The sequence below is a fragment of the Rhizorhapis sp. genome (assembly GCF_035276005.1).
GTDB lineage: Bacteria > Pseudomonadota > Alphaproteobacteria > Sphingomonadales > Sphingomonadaceae > Rhizorhapis.
In genome coordinates, this window is the sequence record NZ_DATEMB010000059.1 from 43,660 (window position 1) to 61,382 (window position 17,723).

Annotated in this window: 13 protein-coding genes; 7 read left to right on the top strand and 6 right to left on the bottom strand. The window is 62.0% G+C overall.

Annotated elements, in window-relative coordinates:
- Positions 1 to 60 precede the first annotated feature (60 nt).
- The gene (locus VJS46_RS13210; RefSeq protein ID WP_324060527.1) at positions 61 to 1,734 is read right to left on the bottom strand and encodes an isovaleryl-CoA dehydrogenase; all 1,674 of its coding nucleotides are present in this window, start codon (positions 1,732 to 1,734) and stop codon (positions 61 to 63) included.
- 179 nt (positions 1,735 to 1,913) lie between these two features.
- Positions 1,914 to 4,226 carry a ribonuclease R gene (gene rnr, locus VJS46_RS13215; protein ID WP_324060528.1) on the bottom strand — a complete coding sequence of 771 codons (2,313 nt, stop codon included), beginning with the start codon at positions 4,224 to 4,226 and terminating at the stop codon, positions 1,914 to 1,916.
- Positions 4,227 to 4,529: 303 nt separating this feature from the next.
- On the opposite strand from rnr, the gene glpD reads away from it, so the two are divergent.
- A complete protein-coding gene (gene glpD / locus VJS46_RS13220) occupies positions 4,530 to 5,984 on the top strand; it encodes a glycerol-3-phosphate dehydrogenase (RefSeq protein ID WP_324060529.1) in 1,455 nt (484 codons plus the stop codon).
- Complete coding sequence (locus tag VJS46_RS13225) at positions 5,981 to 6,823, top strand: D-amino-acid transaminase (protein ID WP_324060530.1); 843 nt, start codon at positions 5,981 to 5,983, stop codon at positions 6,821 to 6,823. Before glpD ends, VJS46_RS13225 begins: the two co-directional genes overlap by 4 nt.
- Before the next feature lie 105 nt (positions 6,824 to 6,928).
- Here the strand turns inward: VJS46_RS13225 and VJS46_RS13230 are convergent, their stop codons facing one another.
- Both VJS46_RS13230 and VJS46_RS13235 read right to left on the bottom strand, forming a co-directional pair.
- Positions 6,929 to 7,381, bottom strand: a complete 453-nt coding sequence (locus VJS46_RS13230) for an NfeD family protein (protein ID WP_324060531.1) — start codon at positions 7,379 to 7,381, stop codon at positions 6,929 to 6,931.
- Positions 7,382 to 7,386: 5 nt separating this feature from the next.
- Positions 7,387 to 8,367 carry an SPFH domain-containing protein gene (locus tag VJS46_RS13235; RefSeq protein WP_324060532.1) on the bottom strand — a complete coding sequence of 327 codons (981 nt, stop codon included), beginning with the start codon at positions 8,365 to 8,367 and terminating at the stop codon, positions 7,387 to 7,389.
- Between the two features lie 81 nt (positions 8,368 to 8,448).
- Between VJS46_RS13235 and VJS46_RS13240 the strand changes: the two genes are divergently transcribed.
- From VJS46_RS13240 to VJS46_RS13255, 4 genes are all read left to right on the top strand, one after another.
- A complete protein-coding gene (locus tag VJS46_RS13240; protein ID WP_324060533.1) occupies positions 8,449 to 9,270 on the top strand; it encodes a CoA ester lyase in 822 nt (273 codons plus the stop codon).
- A gap of 149 nt (positions 9,271 to 9,419) precedes the next feature.
- Positions 9,420 to 10,877, top strand: a complete 1,458-nt coding sequence (guaB, locus tag VJS46_RS13245) for an IMP dehydrogenase (protein ID WP_324060534.1) — start codon at positions 9,420 to 9,422, stop codon at positions 10,875 to 10,877.
- A 105-nt stretch (positions 10,878 to 10,982) separates the two neighbouring features.
- On the top strand, positions 10,983 to 12,167 hold the full coding sequence (locus VJS46_RS13250; RefSeq protein WP_324060535.1) for an RsmB/NOP family class I SAM-dependent RNA methyltransferase: 1,185 nt from the start codon (positions 10,983 to 10,985) through the stop codon (positions 12,165 to 12,167).
- A 50-nt stretch (positions 12,168 to 12,217) separates the two neighbouring features.
- Positions 12,218 to 12,745, top strand: a complete 528-nt coding sequence (locus VJS46_RS13255) for a tetratricopeptide repeat protein (RefSeq protein WP_414708024.1) — start codon at positions 12,218 to 12,220, stop codon at positions 12,743 to 12,745.
- Positions 12,746 to 12,819: 74 nt separating this feature from the next.
- Here the strand turns inward: VJS46_RS13255 and VJS46_RS13260 are convergent, their stop codons facing one another.
- Both VJS46_RS13260 and VJS46_RS13265 read right to left on the bottom strand, forming a co-directional pair.
- A complete protein-coding gene (locus VJS46_RS13260) occupies positions 12,820 to 14,502 on the bottom strand; it encodes a hypothetical protein (RefSeq protein WP_324060537.1) in 1,683 nt (560 codons plus the stop codon).
- A 158-nt stretch (positions 14,503 to 14,660) separates the two neighbouring features.
- On the bottom strand, positions 14,661 to 16,928 hold the full coding sequence (locus VJS46_RS13265) for a S8 family peptidase (RefSeq protein ID WP_324060538.1): 2,268 nt from the start codon (positions 16,926 to 16,928) through the stop codon (positions 14,661 to 14,663).
- 122 nt (positions 16,929 to 17,050) lie between these two features.
- On the opposite strand from VJS46_RS13265, the gene VJS46_RS13270 reads away from it, so the two are divergent.
- A complete protein-coding gene (locus tag VJS46_RS13270) occupies positions 17,051 to 17,716 on the top strand; it encodes a pyrimidine 5'-nucleotidase (RefSeq protein ID WP_324060540.1) in 666 nt (221 codons plus the stop codon).
- Positions 17,717 to 17,723: the final 7 nt, after the last annotated feature.

Sequence of the window (17,723 nt, forward strand, 5' to 3'; positions counted from 1 at the left end):
TCAGCCTCGCCCAAAAAGAAGCGGGGTCTCTGCCTGCGCAGGGACGACGGATCGGCTTTGTTAACGCCTTGCTTGTCCTATTTCTTCATCAACCTGCCGGGCCAGGATTCCCTCCACATCGGCCGAAGCCGGAAGCACGCCGAAGCTGCGGCCGCCCTTATCGCCCAGCCGTGTGGCGCAGAAGGTATCGGCGATTTCCGTTGGGGCGTAGCGGGCGAGTAGGCTGGCCTGGAGGATGAGCGCCAGCCGCTCCGCTATGAAACGCGCATCCTGTTCCTCAACCTTTCCGGCGCGGAGGCTGGCAAGGAGCGATGTCGCGGCTTTGTCGAGCAGCACATTGGCGCCCTTGGCTGCGGCAATTTCATCGGCATAGATGTCGAGAGCGTCAGGCTCGCGGGCGAGGGTGCGCAATATGTCCAGCGCTATCACATTGCCTGACCCTTCCCATATGGCATTGACAGGCGCTTCCCGGAAAAGGCGCGGCAAAGGGCTTTCCTCGACATATCCGTTGCCGCCAAGGCATTCCATGCATTCATAGACGAAATTGGGGCAACGCTTGGTGAGCCAATATTTGGCGGCAGCGACGGCAAGGCGGGCAAAGGAGCGGCCCTGATCGTCTTCCGCATCGAAGGCGCGGGCGACCCGCATGACAAGGGCGGCGGCGGCCTCATATTCAAGTGCCAGATCAGCGATCACCGCTCGCATCAGCGGCTGGTCGATCAGCAGCTTGCCGAAGGCTGCCCGGTGCTGCGCATGATGTACCGCCTGGGCAAGCGCCATGCGCATGATACCCAGGGTGCTCGCAATCGTGCCGAGACGGGTGTGATGCACCATTTCGATGATGACATTGATGCCGCGCCCCTCCTCGCCGATCAGCAGCGCGAAGGCGTCCTGATATTCGATCTCGGCCGAGGCGTTGGAGCGGTTGCCGAGCTTGTCCTTGAGGCGCATCAAGTGGATGGCGTTGCGCTTGCCGTCCGGTGTGACTCGCGGGACGAGGAAGCAGGATAGGCCAGCGTCACTGTGGGCGAGCGTCAGGAAGGCGTCGCTCATCGGGGCCGAGCAAAACCATTTATGGCCGATCAGACGGAAGGCGCGCTCGCTGTCGCCCAAGGGAAAGGCGCGGGTGGTGTTGGCGCGGACGTCGCTGCCGCCCTGCTTTTCGGTCATTGCCATGCCAATGCTGATCCCGCTCTTGTCAGCGATCGGCTTGATGTCGGGATCATATTGGCCGCCGATCAGCCGTTTGAGCCAGGGTCCCGCCAAATCCGGTTCCTTGCGGAGCGCCGGCGCTGAAGCATAGGTCATGTTGATAGGACACATGACCCCCGCCTCCGCCTGCGAAAAGAGAGCCAGGAGGGCGGCATGAGCGACATGACCGCCGGGTCCTTTGTGCATCCAGGCTATGTCGTGGATGCGATGCTGCATGGCGAGGCCCATGAGTTCATGCCAGGCGGGGTGAAAGCGGACCTCGTCGATGCGATGGCCTTGCGGATCGAAAATGGCGAGTTCCGGAGGGTAGCGGTTGGCCTGAAGACCGAGCCGGAGCACATGTTCGGAACCAGCGAGTGCGCCGAGGCTCGCCAGGGGTTCGTCCAGCCATTCGCCCCCTTCCCGCCGGGCGGCTTCCTTGAAGGCGACATCGCTGGCGTAGAGGTTGCGGCCCGCAAAGGGTGGCGGCTGGTTGGCGACCTCGTGCGTGCCGAGATGGTTGGTCGGAGCGAATGGGGGCATGGCTGCACCTGCGGCTTTTGGCCGATGGGAGTTTAGCGCGGATTTTGGGGGAAGCCAAATGGGGGACAAGGATGTTAACTATACAGACCCTGTTGTCTCTGCGAAGGCAGGGACCCAGCTATTTCGTCAGCATCATATAAAAATAAGCGTCGCCCTGCCCTCGCAGGGACGACAGAAAGTTACTTCCGCTTCCCCCTGGGGTTGCTTTGATGCCGGATGTTTGCGGGTCTGCCGCGGCGCTTGATCGGACGGGGGCGGCCCGGCTTTCGGGGGCCGCGCTCAAGGGGGAGGTGGTTGACGCCGTCAAGCAGTTCGAAGCGTAGGGCGCCGCTGATGGGGTTGGCTTCGACCAGGCGGAGTTTCAGCCGCTGGCCGAGTTCGTACCGGTCCCCGCTTTCTTCTCCTTCCAGCGCATGGCCCGCCTGGTCGAAGAAGAAACGCTCCGCGCCGAGCGTTGAAACCGGGACCAGGCCGTCGCCGCCCAGGCCCTCCACAGTGGCGAAGAAGCCGAAATTCTGGACGCCGGTGATGCGCGCATCGACGATCTCGCCGGTTTTTTCAGCGAGATAGGCCGCGACATAGCGGTCGACCGTTTCGCGCTCGGCCTCCATGGCGCGGCGTTCATATTGGCTGATGAGCTCGCCAATGCGGCCCAGATCCTCGCTATCCTCGCGGCTGAGGGTCGTGGTTGGCGGGATTGAAGGATCCTTGGGCTTTGGCATTTCCAGGCTGTAGCTGCCGACCAGCGCGCGGTGGACGAGGAGGTCGGCATAGCGGCGGATGGGCGAGGTGAAATGGCCGTAGCTGCCAAGTGCGAGGCCGAAATGGCCAACATTGCGCGGCCCGTAATAGGCCTGGGTCTGGGTGCGGAGGATCTGCTCCATGATCTGCGGGCGGTGGGCGACATCGCCGACGCGCTCCAGCAAGCGGTTGAAGGTCGCTGGCTTGATGACCTGCCCCAGCGTGAACTCGATATCGAAAGTACCGAGATATTCCTTGAGTGCGGCCAGCTTTTCCCGGGAGGGCGGCTCGTGGATACGGTACATGATGGGAGACTTCTTCGCTTCCAGCGCCTTGGCGGCGGCGACATTGGCGGCGATCATATAATCCTCGATCAACCGGTGGGCGTCGAGCCGTTCGCGCACGGCGACGCTCAGAATGCGGCCTTCCTCGTCCAGCACGACACGGCGTTCGGGCAGATCGAGTTCAAGCGGCTCGCGCTTGCCGCGCGCCTTGGCAAGCAGGGACCAGCAGGCCCAGAGGGGCTTGAGCGCCGCTTCGACGAGGTCGAGGCCACCGGCTTCAAGATGATGGCCCTGGCCGTGGGTGGCGGCGTCGATCGCGGCCTGTGCCTGTTCATAGGGGATGTTGGCGGCAACGCGGATCAGGGCGCGCGTGAAGCGCCAGTCCTTGACCTTGCCGGTCTTGTCGATGCTGAGGTGACAGGCAAGGGCCGCCCGATCCTGTCCTGCTTTCAGCGAGCACATGTCCGACGAGAGGCTGTGCGGCAGCATGGGGACGACGCGGTCGGGGAAATAGACGCTGTTGCCGCGCTTCCTGGCCTGTTTGTCGAGCAGGCTGCTGGGACGGACATAATAGGAAACATCGGCAATAGCGACTATGGCATTGAAACCGCCGGGATTATCCTCATCAGGCGCAGCCCAGACCGCATCGTCGAAGTCGCGCGCATCGACAGGATCGATGGCGACGATGGGCAGGTGGCGCAGGTCCTCGCGCCTGTCCGGGTGGAGGGGCAGGGCGGCAACCTTTTCCGCTTCGTCCTCGGCTTCGTCTGGAAACTCGAAGGGAATGCCGAATTTGTGGATGGCAATCAGGCTGAAGCTCTTGGGCGCGAAGGGATCGCCGAGAATGTCCGTCACCCGCGCACTGATGCGAGGCGGCCTGCCGGAGGGCTCGGCGAGGACGAGGTCACCGGGCTGGGCGTCCCCACCATCGCTGATGCGGATGTCGCGCCGTTCCTTCTTGTCGATGGAGCGGAGCCAGAGCTTGTCCTCCGGGTCCTTGTCGACCACCCCCATCAGCAACTCGGCTGACCGGGCGAGCTTCTTCATCGGGTGGGCGAGCCAGCCATTCCCCTTTTCCTCGGTCCGCGCGAGGATGCGGTCGCCAAGGCCAAGCGCGTTGCGGCGGCCACGCTCAATGACGCGCAGGCGGGGCGGGGGCTTTCCTTCAGCTTCCCATCGTTCAGGAACGGCAATGGGGTCCTTGCCGTCAATGTCGACGATGCGCAGGACCGTCACTTTGGGAACGCCGCCCATCTTGTGGAAAGCGCGGCCGGGCGCGCTGTCGATCATGCCCTCATCAGTCATGTCCTTCAGCAGGGCCTTGAGCGCGATCTTCTCCGCGCCGTGGAGACCGAAGGCGCGGGCGATTTCCCGTTTGCCCGCCGGCTGGTCGGAGGTGGTGATGAAGTCCATGATCTGCTCCCGCGTGGGGAGGCCGGCAGGTTGGGATTTTTTCGGGCGCGCCATGGATGAGCTATAGGGGCTGCTGCGGGGCCCCGCAATGTCCTGTCAATTCTGTGAAAGCGTGAATTTTTCGGAGCGGATTTCTTCCCCTCTCCAGAGGCAGAGGGATACGGACACTTGGACCGCGCAGTCGGTCCTAGTCGCAGTCGGGTGAGGGGTTCCAACGCTATTTGTAGGGCACAACCCCTCACCAACTCCGGCCAGGCGGCACGCAGCCAAGCCTTCATATCCTCTCCTCACGGGAGAGGAAAAATAGCGGAATTCCCCAAGCGTGTAATTTCGTTCCGTTCATGGCATAAAGCGCTGGTGATACATGATTTGCTCATCATTGGGGGCGGTATCAATGGCGCTGCTCTTGCACGCGAGGCGGCGATCAATGGGCTTTCAGTGGTGCTGGTGGAGCGGGGGGACCTGGCCTGTGCCACATCATCGGCATCCACCAAGCTGATCCATGGCGGGTTGCGCTATCTGGAATATGGCGATTTCGGGCTGGTGCGGGAGGCGCTGCACGAACGCAGGCGGCTTCTGGCTGCAGCGCCGCACGTCATCAGGCCGATGCGTTTCGTGCTGCCCTATGCGCTTTCGGTCCGGCCCAAATGGATGATCCGGCTGGGGCTGCGGCTTTATGACTTTCTGGGCGGCAAAAGCCGGTTGCCGCGTTCATGCAGCCTGCGGCAGTCGGACAGGCGGTTGCAGGCGCCGCTGAAACGGCCGTTTGGCGGCTTTGTCTATACCGATTGCGTGACGGACGATAGCCGCCTGACGCTGCTCAACGCCATTGATGCGGCCAAGCATGGGGCGGACATTCGGACCAGGACCGAGATGCTGTCCGCCGAGCGCGACAAGGATGTATGGCGAGTCCGGCTTTCTGACGGCAGCGAGGCACGGGCGCGGGTTCTGGCGAATGCCACTGGTCCATGGGTCATGGAAACGCTGAAGCGGCTTGGCAAGAAGAGCACGGCGCATGTGCGGCTGGTAAAGGGCAGCCATATCGTCGTGCCGCAGCTTTATGACAGCGACCATGCCTATGTCCTGCAGCAGCCGGACCGGCGGATTGTTTTTGCCATCCCCTATGAGCAGCGCTTCACCCTGATCGGCACGACGGAGATCAGCGTGCGTTCGCCCGAGGCTACGGCTCCATCCGATGATGAGGTGGAATATCTTTGCGAAGCCGTGAACCGATATTTCGCCAAGTCCATTTCGCCTGCCGATGTGGTGCAGAGCTTTGCCGGTGTGCGGCCGCTTTATGATGATGGCGCGACCGACGCGCGGCAGGTGACACGCGGCTATGTGCTGGAACTCGACGAAACGGGGGCGCTGCTGCTGTCGATCTTTGGCGGAAAGGTCACGACCGCCCGCTGTCTGGGGGAGGAGGCGCTGGCGCTGCTGGCAGGGCCGGCCGGCTGGCAATTCTACCGCAGCAGCCGGGCGCTGGTGTTTCCGGGCGGAGCGATAGCCGATTTCGACGAGTTCCTGTCGCATGTGCGGGCCTTCTGGCCTTTCCTTGGCACCGACCGGTCGCTTCGCATGGCGCGCGCCTATGGCAATTTGTTGCATGAGATGCTGGGACAGGTGCGTGAGGAAGCGGATATGGGGCGTCATTTCGGCGCTGGCTTCACCGAGATAGAGGCGCGGTGGATGCGGGGCTGCGAATGGGCGACGACGGTGGAGGATTGCCTCTGGCGGCGAAGCAAGCTCGGGCTGCACATGACTGAGAATGAACGGTTGGCTTTTGAACAGTGGTGGGGGACCCCAGATTGAATCGCATAGCTTATGTGAATGGCGAATGGGTGCCGCTCAACGAGGCACGCATCTCCGTGCTGGATCGCGGCTTCCTGTTTGCGGACGGTATCTATGAGGTCTGGGCCGTGCTTGAGGGGCGGCTGGTGGACCGCGCGGCGCATCTGGACCGGCTGACCCGTTCGGCGCGCGAGATCGGCTTGCCGCTGCCCGATGGAGTGGCGGCGCTCATTGCCGGGGCGGTGGAACGGAATAGGCTGTCGAACGGCCTTGTCTATCTGCAGGTGACGCGTGGCGCTGCTGAGCGGGACTTTGCCTTTCCAGCCGCGGCGCATCCAAGCATCGTCATTTTCACGCAGCACAAGGAGATATTGAACGCGCCCGCAGCGGCAACGGGTATCAAGGTGAAGACGGTGCCCGATCTGCGCTGGGTGCGGCGGGATATCAAGAGCGTGGCTTTGCTGGCGCAGGTGCTTGCCAAGCAAGAGGCGGCGGAGGCGGGGTGCCAGGAGGCTTGGCTGGTGCAGGACGGGCTGGTGACCGAAGGGGCGTCGTCCTCTGCCTTCATCGTGACGGCGGAGGGCGCGCTGATCACGCGGCCCAATTCGAAGGACATATTGCCGGGCTGCACGCGCAAGGCAGTGCTGGCACTGGCCGACGAAACAGGCATTACCGTCGAAGAGCGCGCTTTTTCAGTAGAGGAAGCGCTTGATGCCCGGGAGGCGTTCATCACCAGCGCCTCGAACTTCGTGCTGCCGGTGGTGGAGATCGATGGCCGGGTGCTGGGCGATGGTAGGCCCGGACCAGTGGCGAGACGGTTGCGGGAGATTTATATCGCTGCGGCCTTGGCTGGCGATTGAGCGAGCGGGTTGTTGGGTTTTTTTTGTGGTCATTGAGAAACTGAGCCGTCGTCCCTGCCTGCGCAGGGACGGCGGAATTAGGATCCTGCTTTAACCCTTTCGGGTCTACTCCAACACTCCCACAACCAGCACGCCTTCGCTGACGCCGGTAACCTGCGCCGCCGCGCCCTTTGGCAGGTCGGGGCCGGTGGCGGGCCAGACGCTGTCGCCGACGGTTACGCGTCCGCGTCCATGAACGATTGGCTCAGCGACGGTGACCGTTCGACCGATCAGCCGCGCGGCGCGGTCATTGAGGAGCGGGTCGGCGGATTGCACGGGATTGCCCAGATACCAGCGCCGGCCGAACCATGCAGATACCAGCGACGTGGCGGCAAATATCAGCAATTGGGCTGCTGGCGGGACTCCGGTCAAAATCGTGACCAGGCCTGTAAAAGCGGCAGCGGCGGCGACCCAGATGAGGAAGACGCCCGGACTGATGATTTCTCCAATGCCCAGCAGCACGGCCAGGATGAGCCACCACCACTGCGCCTCCAACTGTAGCTGATTGAGCCAATCCACGGCCTTTACTCCGCCGGTTCGAAGGGACCGCGCCGCCGGGGTTGGGGCGCGGGGGCGGAGGGCGGCGGCGTGGCGGCGCCATTGCCAAGCGCTTCCTTCGCAAGTTCGCCGATGCCACCAAGCGTGCCGATAAGCTGTGTCGCTTCCACCGGGAACAAAATCGTCTTGGCATTGGGAGAAGAGGCGAACTGGCCGACAGCGTCCACATATTTCTGTGCGATGAAATAGTTGATGGCCTGGGTATTGCCGCTCGCAATGGCATCGGAAACCATTTGCGTCGCCTTGGCTTCGGCCTCGGCGGCGCGTTCGCGGGCCTCGGCGTCGCGGAAAGCGGCTTCGCGGCGGCCTTCGGCCTCCAGGATCTGGGACTGCTTGGCACCTTCGGCTCTCAGGATCTCCGCTGCACGAAGGCCTTCGGCTTCAAGCACGTTGGCGCGCTTTTCGCGCTCTGCCTTCATCTGCCGGGCCATGGAATTGACGATGTCCTGAGGCGGGCGGATGTCCTTTACCTCAACGCGCGTGATCTTGAGGCCCCATGGCGTCGTGGCATCGTCCACCACATGCAGAAGCCGGGCGTTGATCTCGTCGCGCTTGGACAGCGTTTCATCAAGGTCCATCGAGCCCATGACGGTGCGCAGGTTGGTCGTCGCCAGATTGAGGATCGCGACATGCAGGTCAGAGACCTCATAGGCGGCCTTCGCAGCGTCGAGCACCTGGAAGAAGACGACGGCGTCCACGGCGACCATGGCATTGTCGCGGGTGATGATCTCCTGGCTCGGCACGTCGATCACCTGCTCCATCATGTTCACCTTGCGGCCGACCTGATAAAAGAAGGCGGGAAAGAAATTGAAGCCCGGCTGCGCCACGGTCGTGAAGCGGCCGAAATATTCTATGGTGTAGTGATAACCCTGCCGGACGATCTTGATACTGGCGGCCAGATAGATGAAGACCAGCAAGACAATGAAAAAGGCAACAGCCACGCCCATGCTTCTTCTCCCCCTTGTCGATGGGCGGGAGTATGGCCGCTAAAGGGCTGGCAGCAAAGCGGAATCGGACATATGCCCCCCATGAAGCTTGAATATGCGCGTTCGCTCCTGTTTCTCCCCGCCTCCAATGCGCGGGCGATCGAAAAGGCGCGGGGGCTTTCCTGCGATATGGTCATACTCGACCTTGAGGATTCCGTCCCCGATGCGCTGAAGGCGGGTGCCAGGCGCGCGGCGGTGGCGGCCATCAATGAAGGGTTTGGAAACAAGCTGGTCGGCGTCAGGATCAATATGGCTGGGACGCGCCTGCATCAGGAGGATGTTGCGGCCTTTTCCGGTACTGCGGCGAATTATCTGATATTGCCCAAGGTGGAAAGCGCGGCGCAGGCAGAGCGGGTCTATCGTGAATGCGGACGGCCCGTCATCGCGATGATCGAGTCGGTAAAGGGCCTGGTCGAAGCCAATGCGATTGCCGCTGCGGCAGGGACGGCGGGGCTGTTTGTCGGGACGAATGACTTGCGAAGCGACCTGCGCATTCCAGAAGGCGTGGGAAGGGCGGGGCTGACGACCGCCCTGCAGATGATCGTGATGGCCGCGCGCCTTTCGGGCAAGGCTGTGTTCGACGGGGTTTACAACCGGCTGGATGATGCGGACGGCTTGATGGCGGAGTGCCGCGAGGGCCATGAATTTGGTTTTGACGGCAAGACGCTCATCCATCCCAATCAGGTCGGCCCCGCAAATATGGTGTTCGGCCCCTCCCTGCCGGAGGTGGAGGATGCCTACCGGCTGATTGCCGCGGCGAGCGGAGGGGCCGAACGGTTCGAGGGCCGGATGATCGAGGCAATGCATGTGGCCGCTGCCCGGGCGCTGATTGCGCGCGCGGAGGCTTGCGGGATGGGGCGGTGAATGGCGCCCCTTCCGATTGCGGGAGGGGAATGCCCAATCCCACCCTCCAGCCACCCAAGAAAATATCCCCGCCCGCGCACTAGCGCCCTTTAGGGGAAATGGTTACATGGACCGCCACGAATCCTCCGTGAAAGAAAGTGGCGCAATCCATGGACATCCGCCTAGGCCTTACCTTTGACGACGTACTCCTCCAGCCGTGCGAGTCCGACGTCTTGCCGAGCCAGGCAGACACCCGGACGCGAGTGACGAAGGAGATCGGGCTCAACATTCCGATCCTGTCCTCTGCCATGGATACGGTGACTGAAGCCGACATGGCGATAGTCATGGCGCAACTCGGCGGTCTTGGTGTGCTTCACCGCAATCTGACGATCGAGGAACAGGCGGATGCGGTGCGGGCCGTGAAGCGCTTTGAATCGGGAATGGTCGTCAATCCCATCACCATTGCCCCCGACCAGACGCTCGCCGAAGCACAGGCGCTGATGGACCGGCACAGAATCTCCGGCATCCCGGTGGTTGAAAATAGCGGCAAGCTGGTGGGTATCCTTACCCATCGTGATGTCCGCTTCGCCGAAAATCCCTCTCAGCCAGTGCGCGAGCTGATGACCAAGGATAATCTTGCCACAGTAAAGCCCGGTGTCAGCCAGGACGAGGCTCGCCGGCTGCTCCACCAACGGCGGATCGAAAAGCTGCTGGTCGTCGACGATGATTATCATTGCATCGGCCTCATCACCGTCAAGGATATTGAAAAGGCAGTTACCTATCCGCAGGCGACCAAGGATGGCTCCGGCCGGCTGCGCGTGGCGGCGGCGACCACTGTTGGCGACAAGGGATTGGAGAGGACCGAGGCGCTGATCGATGCGGAATGCGACCTGATCGTGGTCGATACCGCCCATGGCCATAGCAGCATGGTTCCCGAGGCGGTCGAGCGGATCAAGAAGATTTCCAACAGCGTGCAGATCATCGCTGGCAATGTGGCGACGGCAGAGGCGGCGCGGGCGCTGATCGATGCGGGCGCAGACGGCGTGAAGGTCGGTATTGGACCTGGATCAATCTGCACGACGCGGGTGGTGGCCGGCGTCGGTGTGCCACAGCTCACCGCCATTTTGGAAGCAGCGGAAGAGGCCGCGAAATCAGGAATTCCGGTGATTGCGGACGGCGGCCTTCGCACCTCGGGCGATGTCGCCAAGGCGCTGGCGGCGGGCGCAGGTGCGGTGATGATCGGATCGCTGCTCGCGGGTACGGCCGAAGCACCGGGCGAGACGTTCCTCTACCAGGGACGCGCCTATAAGAGCTATCGCGGCATGGGCAGCGTGGGCGCCATGGCGCGCGGGTCCGCCGACCGCTATTTCCAGCAGGACATCAAGGACCAGATGAAGCTGGTTCCCGAGGGTATCGAAGGGCAGGTGCCCTATAAGGGTCCCGCCAAGGACGTCATCCACCAGCTCGTCGGCGGCGTGCGGGCGGCCATGGGTTACACCGGCGCGCGGACGATCGAGGAACTTCAGAAGCGCGCACGGTTCATTCGCATCACTAATGCGGGCCTCAGCGAGAGCCACGTGCATGACGTCACGATCACGCGTGAGGCACCCAATTATCCGACACGGTGACGTTAAGCCCCTCCCGCTTGCGGGAGGGGTTTGGGGAGGGAGTGCAATGGTCGAGGGAATTTACAGGCCCTCCCCCGACCCCTCCGGCAAGCGGGAGGGGAGAGGATGACGCCCCCCGCTCGGGTCCAGGCAGCCATTGAGCTGCTTGACGGGATCATCCTTGCCGCCCGCGACAACGGCCCCGCGGCCGACACGCTGATCGCCGCCTATTTCAAGGCGCGCCGCTATGCAGGGTCCAAGGATCGCAGGGCGGTGCGCGATCTGGTCTATGCCGCCATTCGCCGGTCTGGGGAGCTGCCGGAAAGCGGCCGGGCAGCCATGCTTGGACTTGCTTCGGAGAATGCTGAGCTTGCGGCGCTGTTTGATGGTTCTCCTCATGGGCCTTTGCCTTGGGATGGACGAGAGCCGGTCGCTTCGGCTGCGGCTGTTCCGTCCTGGCTCACACCCTTGATCGCCGCTCCCCTCGACAAGGACGAACAGGCGGCGCTGCTGGCGCGGGCTCCGCTCGACCTGCGCGTCAACCGGCTGAAGACGGGGCGCGAGGAAGTGCTGGCTCAACTGCCGGAGGGCGTGCCGGCATCCTTGTCGCCGGACGGGGTTCGTCTGCCCGAGGGAAGCCCAATCGAGCAAAGCCCGCTTTGGCGCGAGGGGCTGGTAGAGGTGCAGGATGAGGGCAGCCAACTGATCGCCCGCCTTTGCGAGGCACAGCCGGGGCAGACCGTGATAGACCTATGTGCGGGCGCTGGCGGCAAGACGCTCGCGCTGGCTGCTGACATGCAGGCCAGCGGCCGCCTGATTGCATCGGACACGATCCGCAGCCGGCTCGCCCGCCTTGAGCCGCGCGCGGAGAGGGCAGGGGCGTCCTTTATCGAAACCCTGCTGCTCGATCAGGGGCATGAGGCGGAGAGGTTGGAGCCCCTGGCAGGCATGGCGGACTGCGTGCTGGTTGATGCGCCCTGCTCCGGCACCGGTACATGGCGGCGCAATCCGGAGGCGCGGTGGCGGCTCAATCCAGTGCGGCTCGAACGGCTGGTTGCAGAGCAGGCCAGGATCATGGATAGTGGGGCCGGTCTGGTGAAACAGGGCGGAACCATGGTCTATGCAGTATGTTCCTTGCTTGACAGGGAAGGACGGGACCAAGTCGACGCGTTCTTTCGTCGCAATCCCGGCTGGGCGGCTGATCTTCCGCGCGATATGCCCGGCCGCCGCTGGGGTGCGGGAATATTGCTGAGTCCGGCGCACGACCGGACCGACGGCTTTTTCTTCGCACGGATGAAAAAGTCATGCTAATAGTCAAGGACCAAGTTCCGGCCCAAGCCGAGACGCTGTTGGAGAAGATTATGCGGTTTACCCCTGCTTCCATTGCTTTAGCTTTGGCTCTGGCAACGGTTTCAAGTGCGGGAATAGGGCAGAAGCCGGATGCGCAGATCGACCCTATGTCAGTTGCATGGCTGGAAAAAGGGGAAGCCTCCCAGAAGGCAGGCGATCTTCAGGGCGCCAATGACGCTTATGAAACCTCCTTGGCGATTGATCCCAGAAATCGGAAGGCATTCTCGGCGCTGGGCGAAGTGGCGCGGCTTCAGGGGCTGACCGGCAAGTCGATCCGCTTCTATCGCGAGGCGCTGCTGCTTGATCCCACCGATCTTGATGCGCTGGCGGGACAGGGCGAAGCAATGGTCGACAAGGGAGCCATTGCAAAGGCCAAGGAAAATCTCGCCAAGATGAAGAATATCTGCCGCTCCACCTGCGGGGAGATCGCCATGCTTTCAGCGGCGATCGAGAAGGGCGGGGCTGCTCCGCAACTGACTTCCAAGGATGTCGCCCCGCCGCAATCTGCCGTGCCGGTGCCGGTGGCGGAGAAGCCTTAATTTATCGACCTCTCTTGTAGACGAATTTTCAAAATACTGCCCAGCCCCGAAGGACCGGGCAGTATCTCCCCTGTTTAACGCTTGGTAGTCCTGCTGCTGAACAGCTTGGCGCTGCGTTCATGATGCTGTGCGATCTGCTCCATCAGCTTGTCGAGCGACGCCATGCCATTCCCGATCAGAATTTCCTCCGGCGGCGGCAGGCGGAACTCCACATTTTTGCGCCCGTCGCGGGCTGCCTCCTTCACCGCATCGGCGGCCTCCATCGTTGAGCGTACGAAGGCTCCAAGGACGGTGTTCTCGAAAATGACTGGATCGATGCCGCCGAACTCCACGGGCGGCCGCGGATCGTCGATCCTGGGCGGCCATTTGCGGTAGATTTCGATAAGGTCCCAGATCCGCTCCGTCACCCAACATGGCCCATAGATCCTGCCAAGATGGATGCGGAGGGCCTCGCCCAACTCCGATACTGGCTGACGGGGATGATATTCCTGGAAGCCGGGATATTGGAAATGGCTTTCCACTGCGGAAACATAGAGGCAGTGGGTGGTGAAGCCCGGAGGGTTGAGCCAGACTGCCAAGTTCACGAAATAGCGCCCGATTTTCTTCCAATCATCATTGTTCGCGGCCTTCAGCGCGTCGATGTTGGTATCCATCCAGTGGTGCCAGGTGGAATCCGTGGCCACTCGCCCAACGCCGGCCTTGTGCCCGTCATAGGCAGAGATCATGGGAAAGGATGCGCGGGCGGGCTGCGGCCCTTTCAGGAAATTATAGGGCGGGTCGCCCAAGGTGCTGCCATAAGCGATCACCTGCGGTTCGGGCTTGTCTCCGCCGCCAATGGCATCGGGATATTCAGCTTTTGCGCCGCCGCCGTCAAAATCAAAGGTTCCGTTCAACGGCACGCTGCCTGTGTCGACGCACAGCCCCTCATGCGCATGATCCGGCATGACGTTAATGGGTCCGAGGGTCGGATGGCAAAGCACCGGATGGGGGCGCTTTTTCCAGAAAACGGGCCAGAAGGAGCGTTGCCAGGCGACCCAATTGATCGGCTGGGGCTTGAGATCGGCCTGGTGCACGCCATTGCTCAGATCCAGCGGTCCTCCGGGCGCGCCGGGCTCATAGGCCGCCGAGGGCGGGCGGAGCGTATCGATCCGGGCCGGCGTGAATTGGGGCGGCACGCCGTCCGCGTTGGTCCACCGGCGCATGGAGCCCAGCCGGGGAATGCGATGGCACATGGAGGCGCCGAGGAAATGATGGTCGCCCGTGCCGAACAGGCCACCCTTTCTTTCGTTCATCCATGAGGAAAGCTTGGCGAGCTCCGCATTGCTGGCGGGGAAAGCGGAGGGCTGATCGATAGGTGCATCGCTGGTGTTCCCGCTGTTGCCGGGCGCGAAGCCGAAGCACCAGATCTGCTCATATTTGTCGATTACCGGGGTGCCGCCGTCCGTCATGTTGAAGCGGAAACCGCGATATTTGGCTCCATATTGGCCGGGAGAGGCCACCACCGACGGCGCTTCCCCGTTACGTATGGCCACATCGACATGGAAGTGCATGCAGCCAACCTTGCTGTTGCGGATATGCTGTATGACCGTGCTGATGCCGAAACCGTCGGCGACAGGTTCTATGGCTATGCCAGTGTCGACAACGACCAATATGTCCACATGCGTTTTGAACTTCCATGGAAGCAACAGATCGGCCAGCGGGCGCTTGAATTCGCTGCTGACATTCAGATGGCTTAATGTCTCAATTGCGTTTTCCACGATCTCTCTCCTCCAAACACAGAAGAAAACCGTACATTCCGACATGGAATGCACGAGATCGCGAGCCGACGGTTGGTGATTATGCGGTCTGATGCCGCAAGGAAGCCTTATATATCAGTCCATTGTGAAAATATTGGACAAATCGGACGGCGCGGAAGTCAAAAATCCGCGCTGAACCGGAGAGCCAGTCCCAGATCATCGGGATAGCTCGCAATGTTGCCGCTCTCCTTGCGATAATAGAGATTCGCCGTCAGGTCTCCGAAGGAAAGGGGACGGCTATAGGCCGCCTCTGCATTGATTTCCCGCCCCGACGGCGCGAGATTGTACCGCTGCACGGCATAGCTCGTCTGAAGCGTGCGATAGTCATAACCGTTGGGAAGTGTCAGGGCGAGGCCGCCGGAACTGATGCGAAGGGGTTGCGACAGGCGGAAGGCCATCCGGTCGCCGCTGCCGAAAAGCCCCTGTTTCGCCGCGTCGATGGCAAAGCTGCTGCTCTTGAGGAGCGCGCCGTCCTGCAGGGCTCCGCCGGATGCGGCCCAGGTCCATCCTTGGCGCCAGGCCGCACCAAGTGTCCAGCCATTACCGGCCATCCAGCGAAGATCGCCGTCGACGAAGAGCGTCCTTGCCGAACCAGCACCGAACAGCGGATTGAATCGCGCGCCAAGGACGGTGCTGTCCTCGCTCATATGGCTCGCCGTCAGGGACAGGGCGGCGGACCCGAATTGCCTGTCAATGCCCACGCTCACCAAGCTGTAGGGGCGGCGATCATAAGGATTGTGGGAAGAACCGGACCATTCCCGCCGGACAAGCGCATCGCCGCTTTCGCCCGCTAGGGTGAGGCCTAGGCTGCCTAGTTGGCGGCGTAGCGCGAAGCTCGCGCCGGGGGCGTTGCGGAAGCCTTCCGACCCTGAGGCCGGGGCTATCAGGAAGGCGGGCTCGTTGCTTCCCCGGACAATCGCCGCGAGAGAGCCCGCGCTGTAGGAAAAGCCGATAGCAAGATCAGTGGCTGCATTGATCCGCGTTGCTATATAGCCCGCTTGCGCTCGCGCTTGCCCCGCTTCTTCGCTGCTCAGCATCAAGGGTGTGATGCTTGCGTTGCCGTTCCGGCCGGGAGCGATGGAGACCGCCAACCTGGCGCCGCCCGCCATAGCGGCGAAGGAACGCTCGCCCGTCTGAAGCCGCGGAGCGAGCAGGAGGGAGGGCGTGTCCATCCGAAGCGACGAGCCAAGGTCCATGCCATAGGCGCGGCCATAGCTGTCCAGGATGACGGTCGAAAGGCTCGCCGTGGAAGCGGCATCCCCCATGGGCGCTGACAGTTCGCCATTGCCGGTCATGGAAACAGGTGTCGAACTTCCCGCAAGCGATGTGGTGCCTTGGGGTGCAAAGGCTGCGGCAATGTCCAAAATTCCTTGCCCATAGACATTATCGTCCCCGGCAGCACCGGCGTCTCTTGCCGAATTCATCAGCAACTGCACTATCTGGGCGCTGCTGAGGTTGGGAAAGGCCTGAGCGAGCAGAGCCGCCGCCCCGGCGATCTGGGGCGTGGAGAAGCTGGTGCCTGAAAAGGAAAAAGGTGAGGGCTCGCTCAAAAGATGAATGGACTGGACATTCTCTCCCCGTGCGGAGAGCACCGCTGACTGCGCATTGCCGGCCAGATTGCTGAACGGCGAAATGTCCCCGCTGCTGTTTATGGAGGTGGCAATGATGACAAGGCCATTGCCGGCAGACATGATGGCTGTAGCGAAGGGGCTGGGGTTGTTCGGATCATATGCGGGATTGGTTTCGCCCCGCTCATTTCCGGCAGCGACCACGATGATCACGCCCGCAGCCGTCGCCCGGTTGACGGCTGCAAGCAGGCTGTTGCTCGCGCCATTGCCCCCCAATGAGAGATTGACGACGCGTGCCCCGCTCACGGTTGCGTGGTCGAGCGCCGATGTAATGTCACTATCGAAAAATGTGCATCCGTCATCCGTTGTACAGCTTCCGGGCCGGTCGGCACGTAGCGCCATGATGGTGGAGTTGAACGCGATCCCCATGATCTGGCTGTCATTGCGCGCGGCGGCCAATATGCCGGTGACCGCAGTGCCATGGCCGTCTTCATCCTGATAGCTGCTGTTGCCGCCGAAGGCGCGGGAGGTGCCCCGGTCGATCCGGGCTGAAAACTCGGCATTGGCTATATCAATGCCGGTATCGATAACGCCGACCGTGATCCCCTGACCCGAAGCGCCATTCTGCCACGCGGTGATGGCGCCGTGGAACACCGCGCCATCGGTACGCCGGTATTCCGAAGTATCGAAATTGGTAATCGAAGCTGCAGGAGGCGGCGCGGGGGTGGAGTTGGTTCCGCCACCGCCACCTCCGCAAGCGGCGAGGCTCATCAGCATGGCAAGCGTGAGGCTGGTTGGCGCCCACCGGTGTGGCATCATCAGTAAAGTCCTTTGGAATCAATGGACTGATGGCCTATCATATTAGCACTAAACAAAGTTTACACTCACTCTATTATTGAAGCCTGCTTGCCCTTCCTCCAGGTCCCGTCTAGGCAGGCGGCATGCTTCCCGCCCTGGCCCATATCGGCAACTGGATTTTCGATCTGGATAACACCCTTTATCCGGCGAAGGCGGATCTTTTTGGCCTTATCGATGTCAAGATGGGCGAGTTCATTCAGGGCCTCCTTGGATGTGACGCCGACGAAGCCAAGCGTGTGCAGAAGCGCTATTTTCTTGAGCATGGCACGACGCTGTCCGGGCTGATGCGTCATCACGGCACTGACCCGCGCGAGTTCCTGGATTATGTGCACGACATTTCGCTGGACCGCATTGCGCCGGATCCCGAACTGAACGGCCATATCCGCGCCTTGCCGGGGCGAAGGCTGATCTTCACCAATGGCGATGCTCCTTATGCGGTGCGCGTGCTGGAAAAGCTTGGCCTTGGCGATGCGTTCGAGTTTATCCACGACATTCATGCCTGCCAATATGTGCCCAAGCCTGATCCTTCCGGCTATCGGGAACTCTGTGCGCGCTATGATCTTGATCCTGGCAGCAGCCTGTTTTTCGAAGACATGGCCCGCAATCTTAAGCCCGCCAAGGCGATCGGGATGATGACGGTCTGGGTGAATAATGGCTCGGAGGCAGGCCATGTGGGTGCACATCCCGACTTTATTGATTATGAGACGCACGATCTTGCGCCATTTTTGGCGGAAATCCTGAAAAATTGAGGAAAAT

Coding starts and splice junctions, on each gene's coding strand:
- VJS46_RS13210 (WP_324060527.1), bottom strand. CDS start 1,734: ATGCCCCCATTCGCTCCGACCAACCATCTCGGCACGCACGAGGTCGCC.
- rnr (WP_324060528.1), bottom strand. CDS start 4,226: ATGGCGCGCCCGAAAAAATCCCAACCTGCCGGCCTCCCCACGCGGGAG.
- VJS46_RS13235 (WP_324060532.1), bottom strand. CDS start 8,367: ATGGGCGTGGCTGTTGCCTTTTTCATTGTCTTGCTGGTCTTCATCTAT.
- VJS46_RS13240 (WP_324060533.1), top strand. CDS start 8,449: ATGAAGCTTGAATATGCGCGTTCGCTCCTGTTTCTCCCCGCCTCCAAT.
- guaB (WP_324060534.1), top strand. CDS start 9,420: ATGGACATCCGCCTAGGCCTTACCTTTGACGACGTACTCCTCCAGCCG.
- VJS46_RS13250 (WP_324060535.1), top strand. CDS start 10,983: ATGACGCCCCCCGCTCGGGTCCAGGCAGCCATTGAGCTGCTTGACGGG.
- VJS46_RS13255 (WP_414708024.1), top strand. CDS start 12,218: ATGCGGTTTACCCCTGCTTCCATTGCTTTAGCTTTGGCTCTGGCAACG.
- VJS46_RS13265 (WP_324060538.1), bottom strand. CDS start 16,928: ATGATGCCACACCGGTGGGCGCCAACCAGCCTCACGCTTGCCATGCTG.
- VJS46_RS13270 (WP_324060540.1), top strand. CDS start 17,051: ATGCTTCCCGCCCTGGCCCATATCGGCAACTGGATTTTCGATCTGGAT.